The sequence below is a fragment of the Candidatus Tisiphia endosymbiont of Temnostethus pusillus genome (genome assembly GCF_964264675.1).
GTDB lineage: Bacteria > Pseudomonadota > Alphaproteobacteria > Rickettsiales > Rickettsiaceae > Tisiphia.
On the sequence record NZ_OZ183472.1, the window covers coordinates 136,583 to 162,112 of the forward strand.

Below are 25,530 nucleotides of genomic sequence, written 5' to 3' on the forward strand. Positions count from 1 at the left end.
ACAGGTGAAAGAGGAATCAGAAAATAGGTGGTATGTTTAATAACATTCTTGTAATGTCGAAAGATATTTGGCATATGAAATTTTGGTAAATTCTTATGCAAATTGAATCAGTAAACAATTTAAGAATATCGTTTAATGAAGCCTTATCAAGGATAGGAAAAAGTGTGCTAAAAAATGATGACATAATAATTGAAAATGACGATAAAGCAAAACCATTTGTAAAATGGGTAGGTGGAAAAAGAAGTTTAATAAAAGAATTATCCTCAAGAACACCGCAAACTTATAAAAGCTATTATGAACCATTTATAGGAGGAGGAGCACTTTTGTTTGCTCTTGCCCCATTTGGTGCGACTATATCAGACGTAAACCTAGATTTAGTTATTACATATGCCGTGATTAAAAATAAACCTCAAGAATTGATAAAGCTATTGGCAAAACATAAAGTCAATCATTGTGAAGAATATTACTATAAAATCCGGAAACAATTTATTAATGATAATGACATAGAAGTTGCTGGACGTTTTATATATCTTAATAAAACCTGTTATAATGGTTTGTATAGAGTTAATAACAAAGGTGAGTTTAATGTGCCTATGGGGAAATACAAAAATCCAGCAATAGTTGATGAGACAAATATACTAGCTTGTAGTAAATTATTACAAAATGTTGATATAAAATATCAAGATTTCAGTAAGATTTCTCCAGATACAGGTGATTTTGTTTATATTGATCCTCCTTATCATCCTATAAATAATACATCGTTTACTAAATATACAAAACTTGATTTTACAGAAACAGATCAGATAAAACTTTATCAAAAATGTAAAGAATTAAACGATAAAGGTATATATTTTTTGCTTTCAAATTCTAATATTCAGTTTATAAAGCATCTGTATAAAGATTTTTATATAGAGATTATCGAAGCACCACGTGCTATCAATTGTAAAGCTAATGAAAGAAAAAATACAGAAGAAGTTTTGATTAGAAATTATGAATAAAATACAAGGTGGATCAATTGCAAATAAAACAGGGAATGAACTTGAGATATTTATAAATAATCGTCTTGTTAGGGAAGGTTACGGTTTTGTTCCCAAGACTAGATTTATTGCTTCACAAGTATTAGCACAACCAATCTATACTAGACAATTTAGTTTAGGAGAAACTATCTATAATACCGCTTGGCAATGCGATTTTATTCTATATCATCCTATAAAACATTCTAATTGTCTTGTTATTGAATCTAAGTGGCAACAATCAGGCGGTTCTGCAGATGAAAAATACCCTTATACAATATTAAATGTTAGAAAACAAAGTGTTTATAATGTTATTATCATTATAGATGGAGATGGTTACAAAAAAGGTGCTTTACAATGGTTAAAAGATCAAGTTTATGGAAACTTAAAAGGTGTTTTTAGTATGTCTGAATTTACAACTTGGGCAAATAAACAAAATATTTAGGTTGTATATGTATATACTGCTCGTAAATGAAGAGTTGAAGGAAGAGAAGAAAGAAGCTAGAATATGATAATGGGAAATATTTTAACATCTGAACAAAGAACGGTACTGAAGTCAGGTCATGGTAATGAACGAGATAGGAGAGTATGTGACCGAATTAAGGCAGTTTTGCTGTATGATAAAGGTTGGAGCTATGGAGAAATAGCAGAAGCATTGCTGTTAAGTGAAGAAGCTATAAGAAAGCATGTAAGAGATTATCAAAAATTTAATAAATTAGAGACAGCTACCGGTGTTAGTGCAAGTAAGCTAAGTGAGCTAGAAGAGAAAGAGTTAATAGAGCATTTAGAAATATGTAATTATGTTTATGCCAAAGATATCAGCAATTACATAGAAGAAAAATACGGTGTTACCTATACAATAGCAGGAGTAACAAAACTATTAATCAGATTAGGCTTTGTATATAAGAAGCCAAAGATCGTACCCGGCAAGCTTGATATAGATAAGCAAGAACTATTTAAGCTAGAATATAGTTTGTTAAAAGGTACTCTCAAGGCTAAAGAAGCTATATATTTTATGGATAGCGTTCATCCTCAGTATCAAACAAAAGCCCGTTATGGTTGGATCAGAAAGAATCAAAATAAAACTTTACCAACATTTAGTGGCTGGAAAAGGAAGCATTTAATAGGAGCAATTAATTTATCTGATTTGCAATTAGTTAGCACAGATAATCCTAAAGTAAACGGTGATTATATAATCAATTTTCTACAAAAATTAGAAGCAGAAAATCCTAATAAAGAGAAGATATATTTGATTTGTGATAATGCTGGGTATCATAAGTCAAAGAAAGTAAAGGAGTATCTAGTAAATAGCAAAATAGAATTAGTATTTTTACCACCCTATAGCCCTAATCTTAATCCGATTGAACGATTATGGAAATTTATGCATAGAATTGTAACAAATAATAAATTTTACCATAATTTTGCTCAATTCTCAGAAGCTATAGATAGATTTTTTGCTAATATTGATAAATACAAAGGTAATTTGATTACTCTTATAACTGACCAATTTCAGACTATAACTTTTAATCATTTTGCCAACTCTTCAGGTTAATTGAGTATATAGCTTCCTTAAAGAGTTAAGATTAATCTGTTCTATTAACTATTTAAAAACTACAAATAAATTACAAAAATAAAGGATTAAGGATTATGTCGTATCAATATGTTTATGTTATGAATGGTCTAAGTAAGACCATCAACGGTAAACAAATTTTAAAGGAAACGTATTTGTCTTTCTTACCAGGGGCAAAAATCGGTATTATTGGTCCAAATGGTGCTGGTAAATCTACTCTTTTAAAAATTATGGCAGGTATTGACAAAGAATATGACGGTGAGGCGTTTGTAGCTAGTGGGGTTAGAGTTGGCTATTTAGCTCAGGAACCGCATCTTGATCCTACTCAAAATGTTTTTGATAATATTATGGAAAGTTTAAGTGATAAGAAAGCTTTAATTGATGAATTTAATGAAATAAGCTATAAATTTGCTGAGGAAATGTCAGATGATGCAATGAACGAACTTCTAGCAAAACAGGCTGATCTACAGGAGAAAATAGATAGTTGTGATGCTTGGAGTTTAGAGAGGGAAATAGAGATTGCTATGTTTGCATTAAGGTGTCCAAATAAAGATGCCGATGTTACAAAAATCTCAGGTGGGGAAAAAAGACGAGTTGGGTTATGTAAACTTTTACTAGAAAAGCCTGATATGTTATTACTCGATGAACCAACAAACCATTTAGATGCTGAATCGGTATCTTGGCTAGAAAATTATTTAAAAAATTATAAAGGTACGGTAGTAGTTATTACCCATGATCGATATTTTCTTGATAATGTAACGGATTGGATATTAGAGGTGGATCGTGGTAGATGTGTTCCATGGCATTCTAATTACACTGCTTGGCTCGAGCAAAAGCAAGCAAAATTAGAGCTTGAAGATAAAGAAGAAGATGATAGAAGTAAACAATTAAAAAGAGAACTTGAATGGATACGTCAATCACCAAAAGCTAGGCAATCAAAAAGTAAGGCTAGAATTACCGCTTATCAGGATTTGTTGACCAAACAAAAAGAACAAAGATCCGGCACTGCACAAATTATTATACCTAATGGTCCACGCCTAGGCGATTTAGTTATAGAGGCAGAGCATATAGCGAAGAGATACGGTGATAAGGTATTGTTATCAGACTTTAGCTTTAAGGTTGTTCCAGGAGCTATTGTTGGTATTATAGGTCCAAATGGAGCAGGTAAATCTACTTTATTTAACATTATCACTGGCAAGACTGATCCAAATCACGGCTCTATTAAATTAGGACAGACTGTTAAACTTGGTTACGTTGATCAATCAAGAGATGATTTAGATGATAACAAGACTGTGTGGGATGAGATTTCCTCAGGTCTTGAAGAGTTGCAACTTGGTTCTAGATCAATGAAAAGTCGAGCTTATTGTGCAGCTTTTAATTTTAGGGGGGGAGACCAGCAGAAGAAAGTAGGGCAACTTTCTGGGGGTGAACGCAACAGGGTACATATAGCCAAATTACTAAAAGAGGGAGCTAACGTTATATTACTTGATGAACCATCTAATGATCTTGATGTTGACACATTACGAGCCTTAGAAGATGCTATTTTAGATTTTGCTGGATGTGTATTAGTAATAAGCCATGATCGTTGGTTTTTAGACAGAATAGCAACACATATTATTGCTTTTGATAAAGATGGAAATGCTACGTGGTTTGAAGGAAATTACCAAGATTATCATGATTATATTATTAATTTAACAGGTGAAAATATTATTAATCCTAAATATCGTCATAAAAAATTAGTATAAAATATGTCTCTAGGAGAAATATTAGTGGTTATGTTAGTAGCACTGATAGTAATGAAGCCAGAAGATATTCCAATCATTATAAAAAAAATCCAAGAATTTAAATTATACTGCTCAGCTATCAAAAATCAAGCATTGGGCTATATTACGAAAGACTTAAAAATTGATAATGATATTCTAGAGAGTAATGCTGAGCAGTTGAATTTTTATTTAGAAAGAATCATTAATATCCAAGGCTATTATGATGGTAATTATTCTCTAGATGAGCTTAAAGTAAAGTATGATGAGCTTATAAAAATAAAAAGTACAAAGTATGTACAAGATTGTAAGAAATAATGAATTTATTGAATATATAAAAGATATATTAGCCCCTTTTGGTCAAATAACTACTCGTGCGATGTTTGGTGGTTATGGCATGTATAAAGATAGAGTGATAATAGGGATTATTGCAGAAAGTGAGCTATATTTTAAAGCAGATAGCTTCACTGCTGAATATTTTAAATCTTTTGGCTCACAGCCATTTACCTATAATAGCAAAAATAAGCTAGTAACTATGTCATATTGGAAAGTATTACCTGAGATTTTAGATCAACAGGAAGAACTTGGAAAATGGGTCTCTATGGCATTTAATGTATCTATTAATTCCAAGAAAATACCTCATGCTTTAAATCATTGAGGTAGAATTGTGAATTATGAAGGACACCAAGAATCTGATATAAGGTCTATTGTATTTACTAGTAATTTAGCTGAGTCTACGGTAGAAAGTTTAATTAATCGTTGTGCAAAGGTCACCAACATATGCGTTGCTCTAGAGATGGTCTTAATCCGTTGTTGTAGATCAGGACTGTTTTACATAGTAAGGGAGAATGGTATAACAAGTGACCCCAATTCGGGATAAGAATTGACAAATTCTTATCCCAAATTCGCGTAAGCGGTAAACTGCTGTATTAAATGCAGCGTAAATATGTTGAAATCACTAAATATATTACGGTTTCACAAGTTCTGTACTGTCTTTTAAAGGCAAATCAAACTCCATGGCGAAAGCAGATTTTTCATCATTAGTGAAACAGCCTTCTGAGACTAATGTACGCTTCCAAATTTCAAGAAACATTTCAGGTGAGCAAGCTTCTTTAAGATCTTGTAAATAAGTACGCTTTTCAAGAAAATTCAAAACCGGGAAGAAGCTCGAGCTATCTAATAAAACATGTTTAGGCAGACCTCTATAACTATCTACGGTAACCTGCTGCAGCTCTGTATCAGAATAAAGATGCCATAATTCAGGCATTAATATGGTTTCTTCTTGATAAAAATGTAGAAGATTGTTAGACAAAAACTTATCATATAAGGAGCAGATATGGCAGCCCTGTATAACCCGTTCATCATCATCCACTATTTTTATCGCATTTTCAAAAATCCCTTGAAACTCCATCAGCTCATCTTGCTGGTTGAAATGCTCTTGTTCAACATGCTTATGCACGGTTGATCCTTTTTTATTAAATAGTGGGGTAAAATATTTTTCTTCTTTTTGTGCATGCATTTTTAGATCAAATACAATATTATCAAAAGAATCTTTAATATCAGTTACAGCTGCTATTTTTCGAAAATCTGTTTTACCTAGCTCTTCTCCGAACTGGTACAGCTCCTTACGAATGAACTTATGTACACTTCTATACAAATCATATCTTGGCATTTGATTATACTCCTTAACTAAATTAGAGGATTAGATTGATCACAGGTTTGAAAAATAACGCGATAGCATTTCTGTATTTGCATATTAATAATTTTTATGAATGTTAATTATCTGCATGATAACATATTATTTAAATGTTATCACTACCTATATTACTGTTCCGCCTATTATTAATTTATTACATCGATGGTTGAAGTTATGTTATAATCTTCTGAAATCATCTAATTCTAATTAGGTATAGCTTGTTTAAGAAAATACTAAAAATAAAATTTGTTTTTGTAACTATTACATTGATTTTGCTGATCAGCGGAATCAATTTTTGTATATTTTACTTATTTGCACCTGGTTTACTTGCAGAAAGTAAAACTCTAATAATTAAGCCTAAGTTGTCGATTGATCAAATTACTACGATATTAAATGATAACAAAATCATAAAATATCCTTATTTATTTGCATTTCTTACAAAAATATATTCATTAAAACATCCTATAAAAAGTGGGGAATATACTTTTACTCAAAATATTTCTCCAATGCAAACTTTAAAAATATTGTCCAGTGGCAAATCGATTATTCATAAAATGATTATACCTGAGGGTATGCTTGTATATGAAATAATACAAAAGATTAATAATGAAGAACGCTTAATTGGTGAGATTCTAGGAACAATTCCTGAAGGATTTTTAATGCCATCTACTTATTTTTTTTCATATGGTGATCAAAAAGAGCAGATCATTGATAAAATGCGAAAATTAATGTCCCTGCATCTTGACAAAGTCATGGAAAGATTATCACCCAATTCCCCATTAAAAACCCGTCTTGACGTCTTAATTTTAGCGTCCATTGTGGAGAAGGAAGCTAGCTTAGACGCAGAAAAACCTTTGATTGCTGCTGTATTTCTAAATCGCCTTACCAAACATATGAAATTGCAAGCAGATCCAACGACGATTTATGCTATAACACTTGGGAAAGATAAACTAGCAAGGCGATTAACTAAAAAAGACTTAGCTATCCAATCACCCTATAATACATATTATGTTTTTAATTTACCACCTGGGGCTATTTCTTGTCCTGGAGTAAAATCTTTAGAAGCTGTAGTAAATCCTGCTAAAATTGATTCATTATATTTTGTCGTTAACATTATGGGAGGGCATAATTTTTCTAATAACCTTAACGATCACAATAAGTACGTTGAGATGTATCGCAAAAGTTTAAAGGAGCATTAAGTATGGACAATACTGAATTTGCCAAATTGGCTGAAAAAACAATATCTTTAATTGCCGATACGATTGAGGCAGAAGATAAGAATTGTCTTATCGATATTGATTTTCAAGGTGATATTCTAACCCTAACTACTAACCAAGGAGTATTTGTTATTAACAAACACTCAGCTGCTAAAGAAATTTGGTTATCTTCACCGATTAGTGGTCCTTACCATTTTTATTATGTTGCTGGTAAATGGAAATCAAAATCCTCTGATGATCTAGTTGTTATTTTAGAGCAGGAGTTAAAAATTAATATGCTAAATTGTAGCTATTAGTTGTTATCTTAGATTTAAGGAATAATGTTTAAGATTCATAATACCTCTATTCGGGGTAAGAATTAGTTAATTCTTATTCCGAATTGGCTTTAATAGAAGGAAAAATGCATTCTTAAAAAGGTTTTGCGAATGCATTTTAAACCTTTCTGAAGCTAAAAACATGATTTTAAAATCAGATGTAGAGCCGTTTCAAATCTGATTGTTTCGATAATTTCACCGAATTTGGGATAAGAATTTATCAATTCTTATCCCAAATTCGCGTATGATGTTATGCTAGTGTATTCTTTATTCAATTCTCTAATCACCCACATCCATATAATACAAATTATACCAAATACTGTCATTAAGTATATAGAAATAGATTGATAAGTTGCACAAGGCAAAATAATAAATATTAAAGACTGGAGAAGAGCACTGGCTGACTTTCCAAGCTTAGTCCCAATTACGTCGGCAGCTGCTTTACCTTTTGTCTTAAGCTCGGCATCTAGAGGAACATATGACATTTCTTTTGTAGAATCAAATAAAGTATATTTACTTGACTTACTTAGAACATTGTTGACTAGCCCCATGGTAATAGCAATCAAAGAAGGATCGGTTAGCATAAAGCTAACCACGATTATGGCAGAAAACCCATCAAAGTTAGATACTGAGAAAAATAGCATGCCAGTTATAAAGACCATTATTGGCGTTATACTTGCTGCTGTAAACCAGCCCAACCTTCTTACAATATTAGAGCCGAGAATAACAAATAAAATGGTAAATATGCCAGTAATACTTAGATAACTGCCAACAAAAGCAGCAAATTCCGTCGGTGTTTTATAAATCTTTGAAGCTGACGCTTTCCAAGGCCCTTCGACTAAATTTATAGCTATACCATAACAAACAAGTAGTGTAGCAATTAATCTAATATATCTTGAAGAAATAACCATTTTAAAACTTTCTATAATAGTCATAGATTGTCTCTTGACAGAAAATTGTAGTTTTTCTACCTGAATTTTATCTAATATTTTATGGTTCAGCACCCAAAAAGTTGCTAATGCTACTACACCTAATACCAATACACAGCCTAATATAATTTGTACTGAAAGTTCAGTCTCTGTATGTTGTAGGTCAAACCTTTTAATTAAAGATTGATTTAAATAAGCTAAATTTTCTAGAAACTTCCCTGATATATAAAGTCCTGTTTGAGCAAAAAGTCCAAATAAAGGATAGAATCTTTTCGATTGTTCCACCGAGGTTATATTATTAACAAATTGCCAAAAAAGTAACGCAAATATCACGCTCGGCCATAATTCTGCTATAATATAAAACAGGGAGAAACTCCAATTAGATAAAAGTAATATAAACCATTTCAAATTGGGATAAGACTTTATTAAAATGCCGGCATGCTCATTACTCAAATGTAATGCTAGATGATTAGGAAAAATATAAAAGGCAAATAAGGCAAAAAATAGTAGAAAAACTGACAATATAAGGTAAAATATATACTCTCCTTTTATGTTATTTACTAGTTTCACATAGATTATTGACAGCAGGAATGCCGAAGGTAGAACCCCCCAAAATTTAAGAAATGATACAGTTTCAGTACCAATCATAGTATTAATAAGACTATCTTTTAAGGCTCTGATAATATTTTGTATAAATAAAATACAAAACATCAACAATGTTACACTTAGAAACTTAGATAATTCACGCCTTTCGATAGGAAACACGTATTCTAACAATCTATTTGTTAGTTTTGAGGTGGGGGATGTGTTGCGAGTTATAGAGAGATACGAAAAAATTCTAGAAATGACTGCCATATAAGGCCTAACCTACTTATTTATTGGCTAGGGCTACATATTAAAGCTTATTGTCTTTAGTGTCAAGAAGAATAAGCACGAATTTGAGCAGGGTAATTAAAAATTATAATCAATAGTTGATATAAACATAAGTTTAACTGCTCTTGATATCATTCTTATACTAAAAGCGGGAATCCATAATATCTAATAGCCTTTGCAGGTTATTTTTTGGATTCCCGCTTTTAGCTAGGAATGATCGTTTTTGCCTAAAACCTTCTAGAGTTAGCTATACGTGACTACGGCTCATCCATGCTACTTTCAAAAAATAATTTTTGAAAGCAGCGAAGAATTGATACTAATATTAGATCTCTTGCAGAATTCGCTTCTGCTAGGGAATTTGTAGGAGGACCGGAACGCAGAACCGCAACGTACTCCCAAACGTACGTGAGGATTCGACTACCGTACCGACGCACAAATTACCAGCAGAAGTAGAATTATGCAAGAGGTCTTTATTTTTATTACTGTTCTACCTGCGTTGTTGTATTACCTGCTAAAGATATATCTTGAATCTCTTCTAGTGGTATTGTTATTATTGACAAGTTAGTATCTACTGAGCAATCAATATTTTCGTTCTTACTATCAGAACTTTCACATACTTCTATTGGAAAAACTATAGGGAGATCAACGTTTTTGTTCTTACTGCCAAAACTTTTACATGTTCTGTATACAGCAATCCCAACAGAACTTATAATAGCAAGACCAACTAAACCACCAGCTGTGTATAAAATTTCTCCTGTTGACATTGTATCACTAACATCCTGATTATGAGAAATTGGTTTTTTAGTAGTATCATTTTTAGGAGTAGTAATGCCATCAGAGGTAGTAGCACCCTCTAATGTATCACCCTCACTTATTGCACGTTTTGCAATATAATGTGCTGACAGATTATCTATATTATCTATCGAGTTAGAATTATCTATATTATCTTTAGAGCGAATCATAGAAAGAGTTGTCAATAACAGCATATCTTTAGCTGTATATAACTTAAGAGGCTCTACTTCTTTAGAAAGAGGTTTATCTTGTTTTAAAAAATTATGTTCCCGGTAATTATTAGCCCAGTCTCCCTGATTATGTTTGTTACGTCCCATATTTTTTCCTCCTTGTACATTAACAAATTTGTTGCGTTCAACTACTTTAGATAAAGTATCAATTAATATCAAGTAAAATTATTATATTTAATAGCCAATATTCTAAATATAATAGCATATTAAAAATTACTATATTATTTGGTATTAAAAAGATTATTTCAGTATCTTTATGATTGACTAAATAGGATTATTATAGTGTATATTAAATTTTGCTAGATTTCACGTTTAGCAAAAAATATATAAAAACATTTTAGGAGCATATGATGATAAAAAAAAATAGATTAATTACTACTATAATAGGATTACTATTACTAAGTTCAAATAGCTTAGCAAGTACAACAGCTGCAAAATCAAATGCCAATAAAACTAATATTATTAGTAGTAGTGGCACTAGTGATGAATTACAAAAAATTGAGAGTGATTTCAAGTCTTATGCTGCGGGAATTTCAGCAGAACTAAGAGAAGAAATAACAAAATATAGAATAGAAGTGGCTAAAATTAATGGTCAAAAACGTGAATTATATAAAAAAATCTCACAAGAAGCTCAAAACTATCTTGCCAAAGAACGAGACTATAAAAAAAGAATACTATCCTTAAGCAAAAATTCAGCTAAAAACCAAGAGGATACTAGCTCTATTGAGAAAAAATCTGACAAAAAAGATTTGCCTAAATAATGCTTTATGAACAATTTCAGCGGAATATTGAAAAGCTAGTTGATAGACCTCACCTGAGGTCTATCGCATTGGCTATTTCAGGTGGTTCTGATTCCATAGCCCTTTTAATGTTAACACATAAATGGACTAGCACTAATAGTATTAAGCTAGTAGTGATGTTAGTTAATCATCATTTACGAGAGCAGGCTAAGTTGGAGCATGAGTATGTACGAGACTTAAGCCATAAATTGGGACATAGATATCACCAGCTTCATTTCGATCACCAAAATAATTTTTCTAATTTACAAGCAAGGGCTAGAGAAGGTCGTTATAAATTAATGACTGATTTATGTAGCAAATTAGATATATTGACAATTTTAACAGCACATCACTTGGATGATTATATAGAGAATTATTGTCTAAGATCAGAAAAAAAAAGTAGTATATTTGGACTTAGTAGCAGCAATATTAATTGGTATAATAATGTTAAAATAGTGAGACCATTGTTTAACATTCCAAAACAACAGTTAATTGCATATTTAGTTACCAATAATGTAAAATGGTTTGAAGATGAATCTAATAAATCTGACAAATATCAACGAAATATCATTAGAAAAAAGCTATCCCTAGAAGGAGAATATATAAAGAATCAAATAACTTCTCAACAATCTAGAATTAACCAAGTAGTAGAAGAGAAATGGCAACCGGAATTGATTGCTTGCATCGCAGAATCAGTAAAAATTTATGATTTTGGTTTTGCTACTGTAAATTTATTAAAATTTGCAGAATTTTCTAGTGCAATAACACTACAGGTAATCAGTTTTGTACTTATCATTATTAGCGGTAAGAACCGTGCCAGTAGATCAGGCTCAATAAGCATGATAACAGAACTATTACAACAAAAAATAGACTTTATTAAGACACTCCATGGTTGCGTGATTAAAAAAATTAGTAATAATCTAATAATTTACCGAGAATTTGGTAGGAATTTACCTATAGATATTAGACTTAATAATGTAGATGTATGGGATGGTAGATTTCATTTCTATATCAATAGACCTCTTGTAGAATTCGCTCTAGCTCAGGAATTTGCAGGATATCCGGAACGCAGAACCACATCATACTCAAATGCATGTGAGGATTCGAGTACCGCACCGACGTCCAAATTACCAGCAGAAGTAGAATTATACAAGAAGTCTAATAATTCAGGCTATTTGATCAGTAACCTAACGATCAAGGATTATAGTAAAATAAGGCAAGATTTAGATTTTAAAATACTGAAAGACGCAAGTTTTAACAATCATATAGCTATTTTATTCACCCTACCAGTAGTCAAGATACTTGAAAAAGTTATAGCCATACCCCATATATCGTATTATAATGACCAAGGTTTGAGAAGAAGGCTTAGTGTTTCTTTCTCTCCCAATTTTATATCGCGTTTTACACATTTCTGTTAGGTGAGTAGTAGATGAATAATCAAAGTAAGAATGTTCTAATTTGGGTGTCGGTTTTTGTTTTAATGATACTTGTTTTTCATGCATTTCAAAATGATGGTTTTATTGGAGGAAGAAGTAATATCGCTTTTTCAGATTTTTTAACCAAAATTGATGAAAAAGCAATTAGTGCTGTTAAAATTCAGGGTAGAATGATTGAGGGAACTCTAAGCGATGGATCTTCTTTTTCGACTTATGCTGCTGACTATCCAGATCTAATAAATCGCCTAAATAGCAATTCGGTTCATATTGAAATAGTGCCACCTGATACAAAAATGAACTTGTTGTTTAACATATTTGTTTCGTGGTTTCCAATGATTCTTTTGATAGGTGGGTGGGTGTTTTTCATGCGTCAAATGCAAGGTGGAGGAAAAGCCATGGGTTTTGGTAAATCTAAAGCTAAGCTAGTTTCAGACAAAGGCCCAAAAATTACTTTTAAAGATGTTGCTGGAATTAACGAAGCTAAAGAAGAATTAACTGAAATTGTTGATTTCCTTAGAGACCCAAGCAAATTCCAAAAACTTGGTGGTAAAATTCCAAAGGGATGTTTACTTATAGGATCACCTGGAACAGGTAAAACTCTCCTAGCAAAAGCTATAGCCGGCGAGGCAAATGTCCCATTCTTTAGTATATCTGGCTCTGATTTTGTTGAAATGTTCGTTGGCGTTGGTGCTAGCCGTGTCCGTGATATGTTCGAACAAGGTAAACGCAATGCTCCTTGTATAATTTTTATTGACGAAATAGATGCAGTAGGTCGCCACAGAGGTATTGGTATGGGTGGTGGCAACGATGAACGTGAACAAACACTAAATCAAATGCTGGTCGAAATGGATGGGTTTGAGGATAATGAAGGGGTAGTTATTATTGCTGCAACTAACAGACCGGATGTATTGGATCCAGCGTTGCTAAGACCTGGGAGATTTGATCGCCAAATTACTGTTCCTAATCCAGATATTGATGGTAGAGAACAAATTTTACAAGTACATTTGAAGAAAATAAAATGTGCCTCAAATATAGTCGCTAGAATCATAGCTAGAGGAACTCCTGGATCTTCAGGAGCAGATCTTGCTAATCTTGTCAATGAATCTGCATTAATTGCTGCTCGCAAGGGTAAAAAAGAAGTAAGTATGACAGATTTAGAAGAGGCAAAAGATAAAGTGTTAATGGGTGTAGAAAGACGTTCTATGGTTATGTCAGATGAGCAGAAGAAACTAACTGCTTATCATGAGGGAGGGCATGCATTGGTTGGGTTGTATTGTCCTGCTTCTGATCCAATTCACAAAGCAACTATTATTCCAAGAGGTAGGTCACTTGGAATGGTTATGCGACTTCCTGAAAATGATCGTTTTTCTATGCCACGTGATAAAATGGAAGCTGACATAGCGGTGGCAATGGCTGGCAGGGTAGCTGAGGAGCTTATTTTTGGCAGAGATAAAGTTACTTCTGGGGCTTCTTCAGATATTAAAATGGCAACCCAAATGGCTAGAGCTATGGTAACGGACTGGGGGTTAAGTGATGCAATAGGACCAGTATATCATGGTTCGAGTAATGAAGATCTATATACTAGTGGTAGGGGAGCAGGTCATACTTCTGTACATACAGCAGAATTAATTGATACAGAAGTAAGAAAAATTATTGAAAAAGGTTATGATTTTGCCAAAAATATATTAACTACACATATTGATCAACTTCATTTGTTAGCTAAATTATTGATTGAACATGAGACATTGTCTGGTCAGCAAATTAAAAACTTGCTGAGTGATAGATCAATGAATTCAGAAGAGGAAAATTTATTTCCAATAAAAAATGACTATGGTGGTACTGTAAAAGTTAAGAAACTAAATCAGAAAAGAACAGCTGGGTAATTTAAAAGTCGTGGCTACGGTAAAGAAGTGTGCTTGATGTCACCCCACAACTGTTGAAAGTTAAAAATCGTCTATTAGCGAAGTGCTGTTGTAAGTCTTAAACCGTCATTGCGAGGAGTCGCTGCAAGCGGCGACGTGGCAAGGAGGTCTTGACTATCATGAAGATTGCCACAGTGCCTAACGGTGCTTCGCTAATAGACGATTTTTAACTTTCAACAGTTGTGCCGTCTACACGGGGATGACATCTTTTCACCATTGATTACAACTTTTAAATTGCTCTGAAATATAGTTAGAATTTTAGATAAGGAATAAACATGGCAGAACTTAGATTACCACCTAATTCTAAAGTCCGTAAAGGTACTACATATAAACATTCTGGAGAAGCGGTTAAGTTACGTAATATCAGAATTTATAGATATGATCCAAATTCTGAAGAAAATCCTAGAATTGATATTTATGAGTTAGATCTATGCAAAACAGGTCCAATGGTTCTAGATGCCTTAATTAAAATAAAAAATGAAATAGATTCTACATTGACTTTTAGGCGTTCTTGTCGTGAAGGAATTTGTGGTAGCTGTGCGATGAATATAGATGGAACTAACACACTTGCTTGCATTAAGGCTATTGAAGAAATTCGTGGTGATGTCAAGATATATCCTCTACCGCACATGAAGGTAGTAAAAGATTTAGTACCTGATATGTCGCATTTCTATGCTCAATATGAATCGATAGAACCTTGGCTAAAAACTGACAGTCCGCCACCTTCCAATACTGAAAGATTGCAGTCTCTTAAGGATAGAGAAAAGCTGGATGGTTTATATGAATGCATATTATGTGCGTGTTGTTCTACCTCTTGCCCAAGTTATTGGTGGAATGGTGATAAATATTTAGGACCTGCGATTTTACTACAAGCATATCGGTGGATTGCTGATTCTAGGGATGAGTATACTGGAGAACGTTTAGATGCTTTAGAAGATCCATTTAAATTATATCGTTGTCATACGATTATGAACTGTACAAAGACTTGTCCGAAAGGTTTAAATCCAGCTAAAGCTATTGCAGAGATAAAAAGCCAAATAATAGAACGTCACGGAGTGTAAAGCGAATAGACTTACTTAACCTAAGTTCGATATAGCATTAGTGTATACTCTTCTGCTCCTACAAATTGTTTTTTGGAAATATCATGGATTCGCATGCTCACCATTTATTTTCAAATCCAATTCTTTAAAGCATTTATAGATAAAAATCACTCTACATGATAATTTTTAATAAAATCAAACTTATAATTTTTTTTATGCAAAAGATCAACTAACTGACTTAAATTTTCTTTGCCATTAAATTGGTCTTGAAACATCTCATCATGCATAAGTAAAATTAATTTATTAGGTAAGGCAGTATCATTTCTGTTAAATTTATCTTCTATCTCTTGCACTAATTCATCTAAGGATTGAATTGGCTTGCCATGCTGATTATGAACCCATTCTAAATCCCAGCCATATAGATAGAAGCCATTTTTATATATTCCATCATCATCTATTCTTTCTACTTTATCTTCTTCTTTTGAAATATATGGATCATCTTTACTTAGGTTAGGAAGACGGAATACATCTCTACCTGGTAGTCTAGTATTGACATGTGAACCAGTGAAACCAAAAACAGTATTATTTTTTTTAAGATCCTTAATTACATCCGGAAGCTGATGATAAAAATTCCTATAGTGGTTATTAGCGTGAGTATAGCTGTGATTTCCTATTTCAATAAAAGGGTTTTTTTTAGCTAGATCAACAGCTTTCTTTAGACTAGGACTCGAATTATCATAATGTAATCCTACCATGAACATGGTAATGGGAGTCTTTTTTTGGGTCATGACATTAATAACATTTTCGGTTCCTCCAAGAGGACCATCATCTGATGTTATATAAATTGTTTTATTTGTATCTGCACATAATGCATAAGGTAGATTTACTATAGCTACGAAACAATATACTAGGAAGATTTTGGTTATTCTCATAAAAATATACCTGAGATTGTATGATTAAGTAGGTTGCTTTTACCGTAAATAGAATTGTATCATTACATTACCAAATATACCAAAGTAAAAAATTGACAATTAACAATAAATATTTACTGGCAGTGATATTAATAGCGATGTAGTGATTCATTCTAGCATAATTTTGCTAAAGACAAATAATCTTGCGATGATAAATTTTCAGATCGAGAAGAATTATCAATCTTTAATTGAGACAACAAATCTTCTATGTGCGGGGTTAGTTTCTTCAAAGATGATTTAATCATTTTACGACGTTCACTAAAGGCTAGTTTGGTAATTAGTTCAACTTTCCCAATTAGTTCAGGTGTTAATGGATTATCAAAAGGCTCAAGTCTAACTATTGCAGAGTGGACTTTTGGTGCAGGGTAGAAAGCTTGCGGATTAACATCAAAGCATTTTTCAACTGAACAAAGTAACTGACATATTATTGATAATCTGCCATAAGATTTTGTCCCAACTTTACCACATATTCGCTCTACAACCTCTCTTTGCAGCATTAAAGTCATACTACTTATTAAGTATGATTTTTTTAACCATTTTATGACTAACTCTGTACCTATTCGGTAAGGTAGATTTGAAATAATAGTTATTTTATCATGTGTTTTGTCGTGACTTAAGGTTGATAGATCAAATTTAGAAGCATCTGAATGAATAATATGTAGATTAGGGTATAACTCTCTTATTTCCGTCAGTAACGGTATGCATCTAGCGTCAGTTTCAACCACAGTTAAAGATTTAGGGTTGTAAGAAAGGATAGCTCTAGTGAGTCCGGCTGTACCAGGACCAACTTCTAATACAGAGTCATTTTCTCGGAGGCCACTTACGCGAACTATTTTATCACATAGACTACTATCAAAAATGAAATTCTGACCATATTTCTTAATAGGAACAATACCATGTTGGCTAGCATGCTTGGCGATTGAAGGTAGTGTACTCGGATTATTCGAGTATATCACAAAGGTAGCATTATTTTGATATAGGCTTTCTTACGCATATCCTCAAAGTATTTTTGGGCTTTTTGTGACATTTTTTTATTGGTCAGAAGATTTACTACATAATTATTTTCATCTAGAGTAATATTAACTATCTTTTTATTACACATTAATATTAACTTAAACCCATCTTGCATCTCAAAAACACTACTTTTCTCTCCTGTATTTAAATCCTTGAGAATTGTTTGTAGCGTAGAATCTAGAGTACTTAAATTTTGATTGACTATCTCTAACGTAGAAAAATCTTTATATAAAGATTCTTTGATATCGTGACAATTTGTAAGGCGTTTTTGTAACCCATACATCTTTTGCAAAGTTTTATCCTGTTTATCTTTTGAAGTAAAGATTTGAGCCGATACTTCTGCATCTTTTGAATTAGTCGCTAATATTATAGCATCAACTTCTTTTGCACTAATAGCAACTGATCTAGAAATACTAGATAAAATATTCATTTTGATAATTTCAGCACCAATCTGAGATTTAAAACTATTAATATCTACAGATTTACTCTTCAAAAGTTGCATTAATTGTCCTTTTGCCATTTTATTACGTTGCTCAATAGTCTCTATAGACTCATTTAACTCACTATCAGAACTTTTTTTACCATTTACAGACTGATAAAGCAATAAATCATCAATCACGCTGTTAATTGCCATCTTGTCAAGTTGCTTATCTGTTTGAGAATCAGGATTGTTAATATTGTTAAGTGCCATGATCATGTGTTTTCTAGCTAAAAATTCATGTAACGTAATTGGCTCATTATTAACTAATGCAACTATATTGGATAATTCTGCTTTCGCTATAGCTAGGTTAAAAACGATAGCAACTAAACAAAATAACTTCTTCATAATTTTAGACTCACATATTTAATATTTTTAAACCTATAGAAATAGTAGGTACAGCAGAATTCTTTTTTATTCCCCTACTACCATCTTCCGTGTAGTTGTCTGAAAGTTTTCCGGCTATTCTAACACAATCATTTAAGTATGTCACTTGGATACTCTTAGAAAGAACATTTAGTTTGCTTTTTGGCCAATTTACTCTCATATCATAGACAACTGACCAATTTTCTGTTAATTGATAAGTGAGATTATAGTAGAATTGCTTTATTTTCTCATCAGTTAATTTATCTGTAAAATAATATTTCTGTAAATTTGAAATCTGAACCAATCCAGCAGTTAACTGAATTTTCTTAGAGTTAAGACTTCCACCTAATTCATCTCTAATTGGATCAAAATTTCTACTTTTTCTAAATCTATAGAATAGCTCTATCTTATCAGAAAAACTACTAGCAATTCTACCAACATTTTCGATACTATTAATAGAGTTAGTATTAATAGTAGTGTTATAGGTTTGTCCTAGAAATAAACTTGTATAATTCTCCTCCGATAGTATAGAAGAATTAACCCCATAACTTAATCTATTGCCAAATTCATGATAATCTATACCACTATAACGATTCGAATTGAATATATTATTTTCTGATAGTTCATATTTTGATGGATCAATAAAGGAAAATTTCTTATTATAATTATGTCTACGTCCAATAGTCACGGATATAATTGGTTCTACAAACAGGCTAGTTTTATCAAAAATTGTTCCAGCTAATGGATAACTCCAAATATTTTGGATTTCAGGTATATTTCTAGTTAGAACATGATTAGTCCTAGAATCATTTAGATATAGGTGATTAATAAAATATACATCTGATCTATTCCGTAAGGTAACATTAAATAAATGACCTGCCTCAGTTAAAAAATTATTATCCACTGCCAGTTGTAATGCAACTCGACCTAGTTCCTTTCCGCTTCTTTCTTTATAAATTAATGCATTATTCTCTACAACTAAGTTACTAGTTTCTTCGTCATTTAGAGGTATAACATTCTTAGTTCTAACCTTGGGGAAAATTAATGGATTCGTACTACTAGAATCATTTGTTCCCAATCCCTCAAAATATATTCCTTCCGTCAATAAGTAATTATAATTATTGACATGCTCTAAATATAACTTAGACATCAAATACGGAGTATAATTGTTATAGTAATTTTTTAAATAAGCTTTATCAGAAGTACGTTGTAACCTAAATCCATATCTATAATCGTTTTTGATAAAATTACCATTGCTTAATAGATAATATGAGTTCACCTTACGGTTTTTTATCGTTACATCACCATCCTTTATGGAATATGGCACTTTACCATAATTAGCGTCTAAAGATATATAATCAGTTTTATTCGGTTTGTAACGAGCTTCTAGTTCAAGAATTTTATATATAATATTATGCTTTTGCCAAAAAATCCTAGGGGTTAGAGTAAAGTCTAGATTAGGTTTAGCTCTATAATATAGCGGTATTCCCAAAGCATTATCCCGCACTCTAGGTATCAATATTCCCGATTCTGCGGAAGCCTTAGGTGTTGGATGAGAAAAATATGGTATATACAAGATTGGTACACCATATACCTCAAAAAATAGGTGATTATAAACCATTTTATTCTTATTAAGATATATCTCAGTATTTTTTGCAGAAACTTGCCAAATAGGTTTTTGGTTACATAGTATTTTGCATGGAGTAAAGGTACTATTATGCAGACGAAAAACATCTTCATTTACTCTTTCTGCTAGTTTTGATACTAATAGTGTATTATCACCAAAATATAAAATAAAATCTGAGATTATCCCTGCCTTTAGTTTGTCTTTTAATATGACAAGATCTCCTAGAATAACTCTATTTTGCTGATCTTTAATTCTAATATCACCTTCAGCCCAAAGTTTATCTTGCCCTATATCATAAATCAAAGAATTAGCTGTTAGGAAGTAATTATCCAATATAACTTGAACATCACCTTTAGCATAAATAAACTGTTCTTTTTGGTTATATTCAATATAATCCGCTGATATAAAGCTAAATTGTTTGTTCATCTCTTGCTTATCAGCTATTGCAAAACCAAAAACCGATAACAAAGTAATAATAATCAATATATTGCAGAAAACTCGCATTAAAGATAACTTTTGAAGTGAGGGGGTATGTAAAATGCAGTCATTTAGTATCATAGTACTATATAACCAAGTGTGCAAGTTTAAGTATATAATAGTCCTCGATGTTCTAAGAGTGATGTTATCCCAGCGTAGGTAGCGGGATCTAAAAATGTTGATAGTCTTCCCAGCTGGTTTTTTAGACCTCTACTTTCGCGGGGGTGACAGCGAAGACTGGGATAACACCGAGGCTGCTTAAGTTAACAAAACTTGAACGCTTAGTTATATACTAAATTTGATATATTTATACGATAATTCGACGTTAAATAGTAGTAATTTTTAAAATTAGGCTGCAAGCTTGTAAAGTAAGAGATATAACCTTCAATTTACTTTCTATATCATCTAGCCTTTCAGGTTATTTTTTGAATCCCCACTATAGCTCAGATGATATCAGTAGTAGTTAAACGTAAGCTTTATATTAATTATTGACTGCGATTTTTAAACCGCCATGATAAAATAATACTTGACTAAATTAGTAGGGTATTATATAATAATGTTATTATAGTGGAGTTGTTTGTATGCAATTAACTACAAAGGGGCGATATGCTGTAATGGCTATCTTAGAAATCGCATCGCAAATGTCGGATATACCTGTTACCTTGGCTGAAATTTCGGTGAAACAAAATATACCGGTCAACTACTTGGAGCAAATTTTTGCAAAGCTTAAGAAAGCTAATATAGTTAGATCAGCGAAAGGTCCAAAAGGTGGTTACATCATTAATGAAAAATTAAATAATATCAAGATTACTGATATTATTGATGCGGTAGATGAGAATATTGAAATGACAAGATGTTTAAGAAAATCTCAGAATAGTTGCGTACCTAATAAAGTAAAATGTAACGCTCATCATTTATGGTTAGGTTTAAGTAAGCATATAAGGAACTATTTTGACACCATCTCTGTAGCTGACATGCTAGCTGATACACTAGATTAGCTCTAAAAGTTTTTGAAAATTATTTTAACTTATGTATTAGTGGACGAATAAATTATGTTATATATATGTTATATTTAGACCATAATTCCACTACTAACGTTCATCCTAAGGTTAAGGAACTTATGAAGGATTTGCTCGAAGAAGCATATAATCCGTCTTCTATTCATACCAAAGGGCGTTATGCTAGGAGTTTAGTAGAAATAGCTAGGCAGCAGGTCGCGAAATCTGTTGGCATTGATATAAATTCTAGGGAATATCAGGTAATTTTTACTTCCTCTGGCACAGAGAGTAATAATTTACTGATGAGTAATTATTATGATGGAGAAATTTTTGTTTCTGGCATAGAGCATTTATCGATTTTTGATCACACTAAATATCGAGATAATATTAAAATTATCCGTGTTGATAGTGATGGCATTGTTGATATTGACCATTTAGAGCAATTATTATTGGCAAGTCTAGCTAGTAAAAAACTAGTTTCTGTGATGTTGGCTAATAATGAAAGCGGTGTTGTACAAAATATACAACAGCTAGTTAAAATTGCCAAAAAATATGGTGCGGTATTTCATAGTGATTGCGTACAAGCAGTTGGTAAAATACCGGTCAATATTAAAGAATTAGCAGTTGATTTTGCTACTATATCGGCTCATAAATTAGGGGGAATGCAGGGAAGTAGTGCTTTAATTGTCAAGGCAGGACATACGCTTAAAGCGATGATGATTGGTGGAGGGCAAGAGAGAAATATTAGATCAGGTACAGAAAATGTGCTAGCAATCGCTTCGTTTGGGCTTGCATCATCAATAGCTGCTGATGAGGTAGAAGATAGATATAATGAAATGAAGAAATTACAAACATATTTGGAACAAAATTTACTCAACTATAAAAATGTAAAAATAGTGTCAAAAAATGTTGAAAGACTACCTAATACTACCTTGATGATTGTGTCCAAAACTGATGCACAAACCAAGTTGATAGCTTTTGATTTACGGGGCATAGCGGTTAGTTCCGGTTCTGCCTGTTCATCAGGGAAAGTTGGTAAATCACATGTATTATCTTCTATGGGATTTAGTGAGGATGATGCCAGGTCTTCGATTAGGGTGAGTTTTGATTATCAACAAACTATTGAAGATGTTGTGACATTTGTTAAAGCGTTTGAAGAAGTATATTACCCGTTTTTATGTCATTCCCGCGTAGGCGGGAATCTATATCCCACATCGAAGCAAGGATGACATTCCTGTTGGAATGACACTAAGGAATAACTAGTATGGATAAATTAGAAGAATTAAGACAAAAAGTAAAATTAAGTGGTAAAGCACTACCGATTTATATGGATTATCAATCGACAACTCCTATGGATTCGAGGGTCTTGGAATGTATGTTGCCATATTTTACCACTAAGTTTGGTAATCCGCACTCTAGGAGTCATTCTTTTGGCTGGGAAGCCGAAGAGGCTGTGGAAAAGTCAAGAGAACAAATAGCAAAGCTTATTGGTGCAGATCCTAAAGAAATTATTTTTACTTCTGGAGCTACGGAGTCTAATAATTTAGCAATAAAAGGTATTGCTAAATTCTATGGTAGTAAAAAAAATCACATAGTGACAGTGATAAGTGAACATAAATGCGTTTTAGATGCTTGTCGGCATTTAGAAAATGAAGGTTTTAAGGTAACATACTTGCCAATTCAGCCAAGTGGTTTGATTGATTTACAACAATTAAGAGATGCCATAACTGACCAAACTATGTTGGTATCAGTGATGGCGGTAAATAATGAAATAGGTGTCATCCAACCAATTAAAGAAATTGGTAAAATTTGTCGGGAATTAGGGGTATTTTTTCATTCAGATATCGCCCAAGGATATGGTAAAATTCCTATAGATGTTAATGATTGTAACATTGATCTAGCAAGTATTTCCGGGCATAAAATTTATGGTCCCAAAGGTATTGGAGCTTTATATGTAAGGAAAAAACCTAGAGTACGGTTGGTGCCAATTTTAAATGGCGGTGGGCAGGAAAGAGGCATGCGTTCTGGAACTCTACCAGCCCCTTTAATTGTTGGACTAGGTAGTGCTAGCGAATTGGCTCTATCTGAAATGGCAAAAGATGCTAAACATGTAGAAGGGCTTTTTGATAGATTTTATAATAATATTACTAAACAAATTGCTGATGTCTATTTAAATGGTGATATGAATATGAGATATAAGGGAAATCTAAATTTAAGTTTTGCTTATGTGGAAGGTGAGTCGATGATATTAGCTATTAAAGATTTAGCCGTTTCATCTGGTTCGGCTTGTACCTCATCTTCGCTAGAACCGTCATATGTGTTAAGAGCTATGGGAGTTGATGAAGAAATGGCACATACATCGATTAGGTTTGGTATTGGTAGATTTACCACTAAAGAAGAAATAGATTATGCTGTAGAGTTAATAAAGTCAAAAATTAACAAGTTAAGAGAACTAAGCCCTCTTTGGGAGATGGTTCAAGAAGGAATTAATTTAAAGCAAATCAAGTGGGCAATGCATTGATAAATGTGTTGTATTAATAATAATTAACTAAAAATATGGAAGAATAATGAAAAAATTGGAAGAATATTTAAACGAAGGAAAGGATATTGTTGATCTAACTGGATATAAGCGTGAAAATTGGACGATAGAAGATTTAATACAGCTTATACGGGACAACCCAAATGTTACAATACTGAAATTAGCGGATACTGATATTTCATGTGAAGATTTACAGCTGTTGATTCAGAGTGGTGTATTAAATGATGCTATTAAGGAGTTGGATTTAAGTAATAATCAACTTGCGGATGGTGATATGAGTGCTATACCATTCGATGAGCAATTTTTAAGTAAACTGACTGTTCTTGACTTACATAATAATTGCATGGAAAATGATGATGTGAAGGTTATAGTAAAATCTAATTTGGTGCAGCAGCTTACCAATCTTGACTTAAGTGGTAATGAGATTAAAGATGAAGGGGCAGAATATATAGCAGAGGCTGATTTTGAGAATTTAACAAAGCTTAATTTAGCAAGTAATTCGATAGGTGATAAAGGGAGTACAGCTATATTAACCTATGGTGACTTATTAAATCTTGAGGCACTTGATCTATCTTTCAACGCTATTACTGATCAAGCGATGGAGGATATAAAAGAATATTATAATACCCGTTATGGATTATTAGATCGGTTGCAGGAGCTTTATCTTGGTGCTAACTCTATTACTGCAGAAGGAGTGATAAATTTAGTAAATATTGACGACTGCTTTGGAAATCTTCATACATTATCATTTGATAATGCTGATTGTGAAGATGAGTTTATTGGTGATGAAGGGGTTAAAGCCATAGTGAACTCAGAAGGATTCTCTGATCTTATTCATTTGTCACTTGCTGCACAAGGGATAACTGGTACAGGGGCTAAATATATTGCAGAATCTGAGAATTTAGACAATCTTGAAGTTCTAGATATACAAGGTAATAATATTCATGATGAAGGAATGAGAGATATAATAACATCTGAGAATTTACCAAAACTTAAGAAGTTGTGTTTTGCTGGTAATGCTATATATCCGACTATGGTTATGAAGGTCAAAGAATGGGGTGTTGATAAGGGGATAGAGACTTCATTTGATGAAAATTTAGATAAGTTGTTAGAAGCTATCTATAATGAACCATCATCGTTGATGGATATTATATTCCAATTATGTGAGGTGGAGGTTAAACAGAAGATTGGAGAGAAGGAGATAGTTGTTAAGCCGGGAATAGTATATGCTCGACATATTTTAGACCATCCTGAGCGATATCCTTTGGACATTAATGATGAAAGTCAGGGGCATTCATTGGACGACCTTTATGATCAACATCCATATCTTCAGACGTTGTTGGAGACAAGATTCCCTGATCATAAATTTGTTGATAATGAATTTTTTGATAGGCAGTTATCTAGTCAATTTGCATCTCTAAGTCCACTAGATGATAATGATAGTGATAGTGGTAGTGATATTTTAGGTGAGATTTCAGAACATTAATAA

24 protein-coding genes are annotated in these 25,530 nt (G+C 32.5%); 17 read left to right on the plus strand and 7 right to left on the minus strand.

Translation table 11 applies throughout. From position 1 onward, the window contains the following. Positions 1-95: 95 nt before the first annotated feature. The 7 genes from ACFEL2_RS00630 (at position 96) to ACFEL2_RS00660 (ending at position 5,223) form a co-directional block, all read left to right on the plus strand. Positions 96-998: a DNA adenine methylase gene (locus ACFEL2_RS00630; protein WP_341751411.1), complete on the plus strand. Its 903-nt coding sequence runs from the start codon at positions 96-98 to the stop codon at positions 996-998. Continuing rightward, positions 991-1,458, plus strand: coding sequence for a PD-(D/E)XK nuclease superfamily protein (locus ACFEL2_RS00635; protein WP_341751410.1), 468 nt, complete (start codon positions 991-993; stop codon positions 1,456-1,458). Before ACFEL2_RS00630 ends, ACFEL2_RS00635 begins: the two co-directional genes overlap by 8 nt. Positions 1,459-1,527: 69 nt before the next feature. Continuing rightward, positions 1,528-2,565, plus strand: coding sequence for an IS630 family transposase (locus ACFEL2_RS00640; protein WP_375332016.1), 1,038 nt, complete (start codon positions 1,528-1,530; stop codon positions 2,563-2,565). A 95-nt stretch (positions 2,566-2,660) separates the two neighbouring features. Continuing rightward, positions 2,661-4,328 carry an energy-dependent translational throttle protein EttA gene (gene ettA, locus ACFEL2_RS00645; protein WP_341751409.1) on the plus strand — a complete coding sequence of 556 codons (1,668 nt, stop codon included), beginning with the start codon at positions 2,661-2,663 and terminating at the stop codon, positions 4,326-4,328. 3 nt (positions 4,329-4,331) lie between these two features. Next, positions 4,332-4,661 (plus strand): DUF2672 domain-containing protein, encoded by a 330-nt coding sequence (locus ACFEL2_RS00650; RefSeq protein WP_341751408.1) that lies wholly within the window; start codon positions 4,332-4,334, stop codon positions 4,659-4,661. Next, on the plus strand, positions 4,639-5,001 hold the full coding sequence (locus ACFEL2_RS00655; RefSeq protein WP_375332017.1) for a TfoX/Sxy family protein: 363 nt from the start codon (positions 4,639-4,641) through the stop codon (positions 4,999-5,001). The genes ACFEL2_RS00650 and ACFEL2_RS00655 overlap by 23 nt, the downstream gene beginning before the upstream one ends. Before the next feature lie 9 nt (positions 5,002-5,010). Beyond that, entirely contained in the window at positions 5,011-5,223 is a 213-nt protein-coding gene (locus tag ACFEL2_RS00660) for a hypothetical protein (protein ID WP_341751406.1), read from the plus strand. An 87-nt stretch (positions 5,224-5,310) separates the two neighbouring features. Here ACFEL2_RS00660 and ACFEL2_RS00665 read toward each other — a convergent pair whose 3' ends face one another. Further along, positions 5,311-6,015, minus strand: coding sequence for a hemerythrin domain-containing protein (locus ACFEL2_RS00665; RefSeq protein WP_341751405.1), 705 nt, complete (start codon positions 6,013-6,015; stop codon positions 5,311-5,313). Positions 6,016-6,269: 254 nt separating this feature from the next. Between ACFEL2_RS00665 and mltG the strand changes: the two genes are divergently transcribed. Together mltG and cyaY are read left to right on the plus strand one after the other, a co-directional pair. After that, entirely contained in the window at positions 6,270-7,238 is a 969-nt protein-coding gene (mltG, locus tag ACFEL2_RS00670; RefSeq protein ID WP_375332346.1) for an endolytic transglycosylase MltG, read from the plus strand. 2 nt (positions 7,239-7,240) lie between these two features. Beyond that, entirely contained in the window at positions 7,241-7,552 is a 312-nt protein-coding gene (gene cyaY, locus ACFEL2_RS00675) for an iron donor protein CyaY (protein ID WP_341751403.1), read from the plus strand. Positions 7,553-7,797: 245 nt separating this feature from the next. Here the strand turns inward: cyaY and ACFEL2_RS00680 are convergent, their stop codons facing one another. Both ACFEL2_RS00680 and ACFEL2_RS00685 read right to left on the minus strand, forming a co-directional pair. Beyond that, entirely contained in the window at positions 7,798-9,318 is a 1,521-nt protein-coding gene (locus ACFEL2_RS00680; RefSeq protein WP_375332347.1) for an Npt1/Npt2 family nucleotide transporter, read from the minus strand. A gap of 533 nt (positions 9,319-9,851) precedes the next feature. Beyond that, positions 9,852-10,553 (minus strand): hypothetical protein, encoded by a 702-nt coding sequence (locus ACFEL2_RS00685; RefSeq protein ID WP_375332018.1) that lies wholly within the window; start codon positions 10,551-10,553, stop codon positions 9,852-9,854. Between the two features lie 188 nt (positions 10,554-10,741). Between ACFEL2_RS00685 and ACFEL2_RS00690 the strand changes: the two genes are divergently transcribed. The 4 genes from ACFEL2_RS00690 (at position 10,742) to ACFEL2_RS00705 (ending at position 15,592) form a co-directional block, all read left to right on the plus strand. Beyond that, a complete protein-coding gene (locus ACFEL2_RS00690; protein WP_375332019.1) occupies positions 10,742-11,155 on the plus strand; it encodes a hypothetical protein in 414 nt (137 codons plus the stop codon). Next, on the plus strand, positions 11,155-12,591 hold the full coding sequence (gene tilS, locus ACFEL2_RS00695) for a tRNA lysidine(34) synthetase TilS (protein ID WP_375332020.1): 1,437 nt from the start codon (positions 11,155-11,157) through the stop codon (positions 12,589-12,591). The genes ACFEL2_RS00690 and tilS overlap by 1 nt, the downstream gene beginning before the upstream one ends. A gap of 11 nt (positions 12,592-12,602) precedes the next feature. Continuing rightward, positions 12,603-14,492 carry an ATP-dependent zinc metalloprotease FtsH gene (ftsH, locus tag ACFEL2_RS00700; protein ID WP_375332021.1) on the plus strand — a complete coding sequence of 630 codons (1,890 nt, stop codon included), beginning with the start codon at positions 12,603-12,605 and terminating at the stop codon, positions 14,490-14,492. 314 nt (positions 14,493-14,806) lie between these two features. Further along, positions 14,807-15,592, plus strand: a complete 786-nt coding sequence (locus ACFEL2_RS00705; protein ID WP_341748364.1) for a succinate dehydrogenase iron-sulfur subunit — start codon at positions 14,807-14,809, stop codon at positions 15,590-15,592. 146 nt (positions 15,593-15,738) lie between these two features. On the opposite strand, the gene ACFEL2_RS00710 is transcribed toward ACFEL2_RS00705, so the two are convergent. The 4 genes from ACFEL2_RS00710 to ACFEL2_RS00725 form a co-directional block, all read right to left on the minus strand. Further along, positions 15,739-16,503, minus strand: a complete 765-nt coding sequence (locus ACFEL2_RS00710; protein ID WP_375332022.1) for a polysaccharide deacetylase family protein — start codon at positions 16,501-16,503, stop codon at positions 15,739-15,741. Positions 16,504-16,655: 152 nt separating this feature from the next. Continuing rightward, positions 16,656-17,495 (minus strand): 16S rRNA (adenine(1518)-N(6)/adenine(1519)-N(6))-dimethyltransferase RsmA, encoded by an 840-nt coding sequence (gene rsmA / locus ACFEL2_RS00715; RefSeq protein WP_375332348.1) that lies wholly within the window; start codon positions 17,493-17,495, stop codon positions 16,656-16,658. Continuing rightward, entirely contained in the window at positions 17,495-18,382 is an 888-nt protein-coding gene (locus ACFEL2_RS00720; protein ID WP_341748361.1) for a SurA N-terminal domain-containing protein, read from the minus strand. The genes rsmA and ACFEL2_RS00720 overlap by 1 nt, the downstream gene beginning before the upstream one ends. Positions 18,383-18,392: 10 nt before the next feature. After that, entirely contained in the window at positions 18,393-20,531 is a 2,139-nt protein-coding gene (locus tag ACFEL2_RS00725) for an LPS-assembly protein LptD (RefSeq protein ID WP_375332349.1), read from the minus strand. Between the two features lie 554 nt (positions 20,532-21,085). Here ACFEL2_RS00725 and ACFEL2_RS00730 point away from each other — a divergent pair. From ACFEL2_RS00730 to ACFEL2_RS00745, 4 genes are all read left to right on the plus strand, one after another. Continuing rightward, entirely contained in the window at positions 21,086-21,502 is a 417-nt protein-coding gene (locus ACFEL2_RS00730; protein ID WP_341748359.1) for an Rrf2 family transcriptional regulator, read from the plus strand. Between the two features lie 65 nt (positions 21,503-21,567). Further along, positions 21,568-22,731, plus strand: coding sequence for a cysteine desulfurase family protein (locus tag ACFEL2_RS00735; protein WP_375332023.1), 1,164 nt, complete (start codon positions 21,568-21,570; stop codon positions 22,729-22,731). A 35-nt stretch (positions 22,732-22,766) separates the two neighbouring features. After that, complete coding sequence (locus ACFEL2_RS00740; RefSeq protein ID WP_375332024.1) at positions 22,767-24,023, plus strand: IscS subfamily cysteine desulfurase; 1,257 nt, start codon at positions 22,767-22,769, stop codon at positions 24,021-24,023. A gap of 46 nt (positions 24,024-24,069) precedes the next feature. Further along, entirely contained in the window at positions 24,070-25,527 is a 1,458-nt protein-coding gene (locus ACFEL2_RS00745) for a hypothetical protein (protein ID WP_375332025.1), read from the plus strand. Positions 25,528-25,530 lie beyond the last annotated feature (3 nt).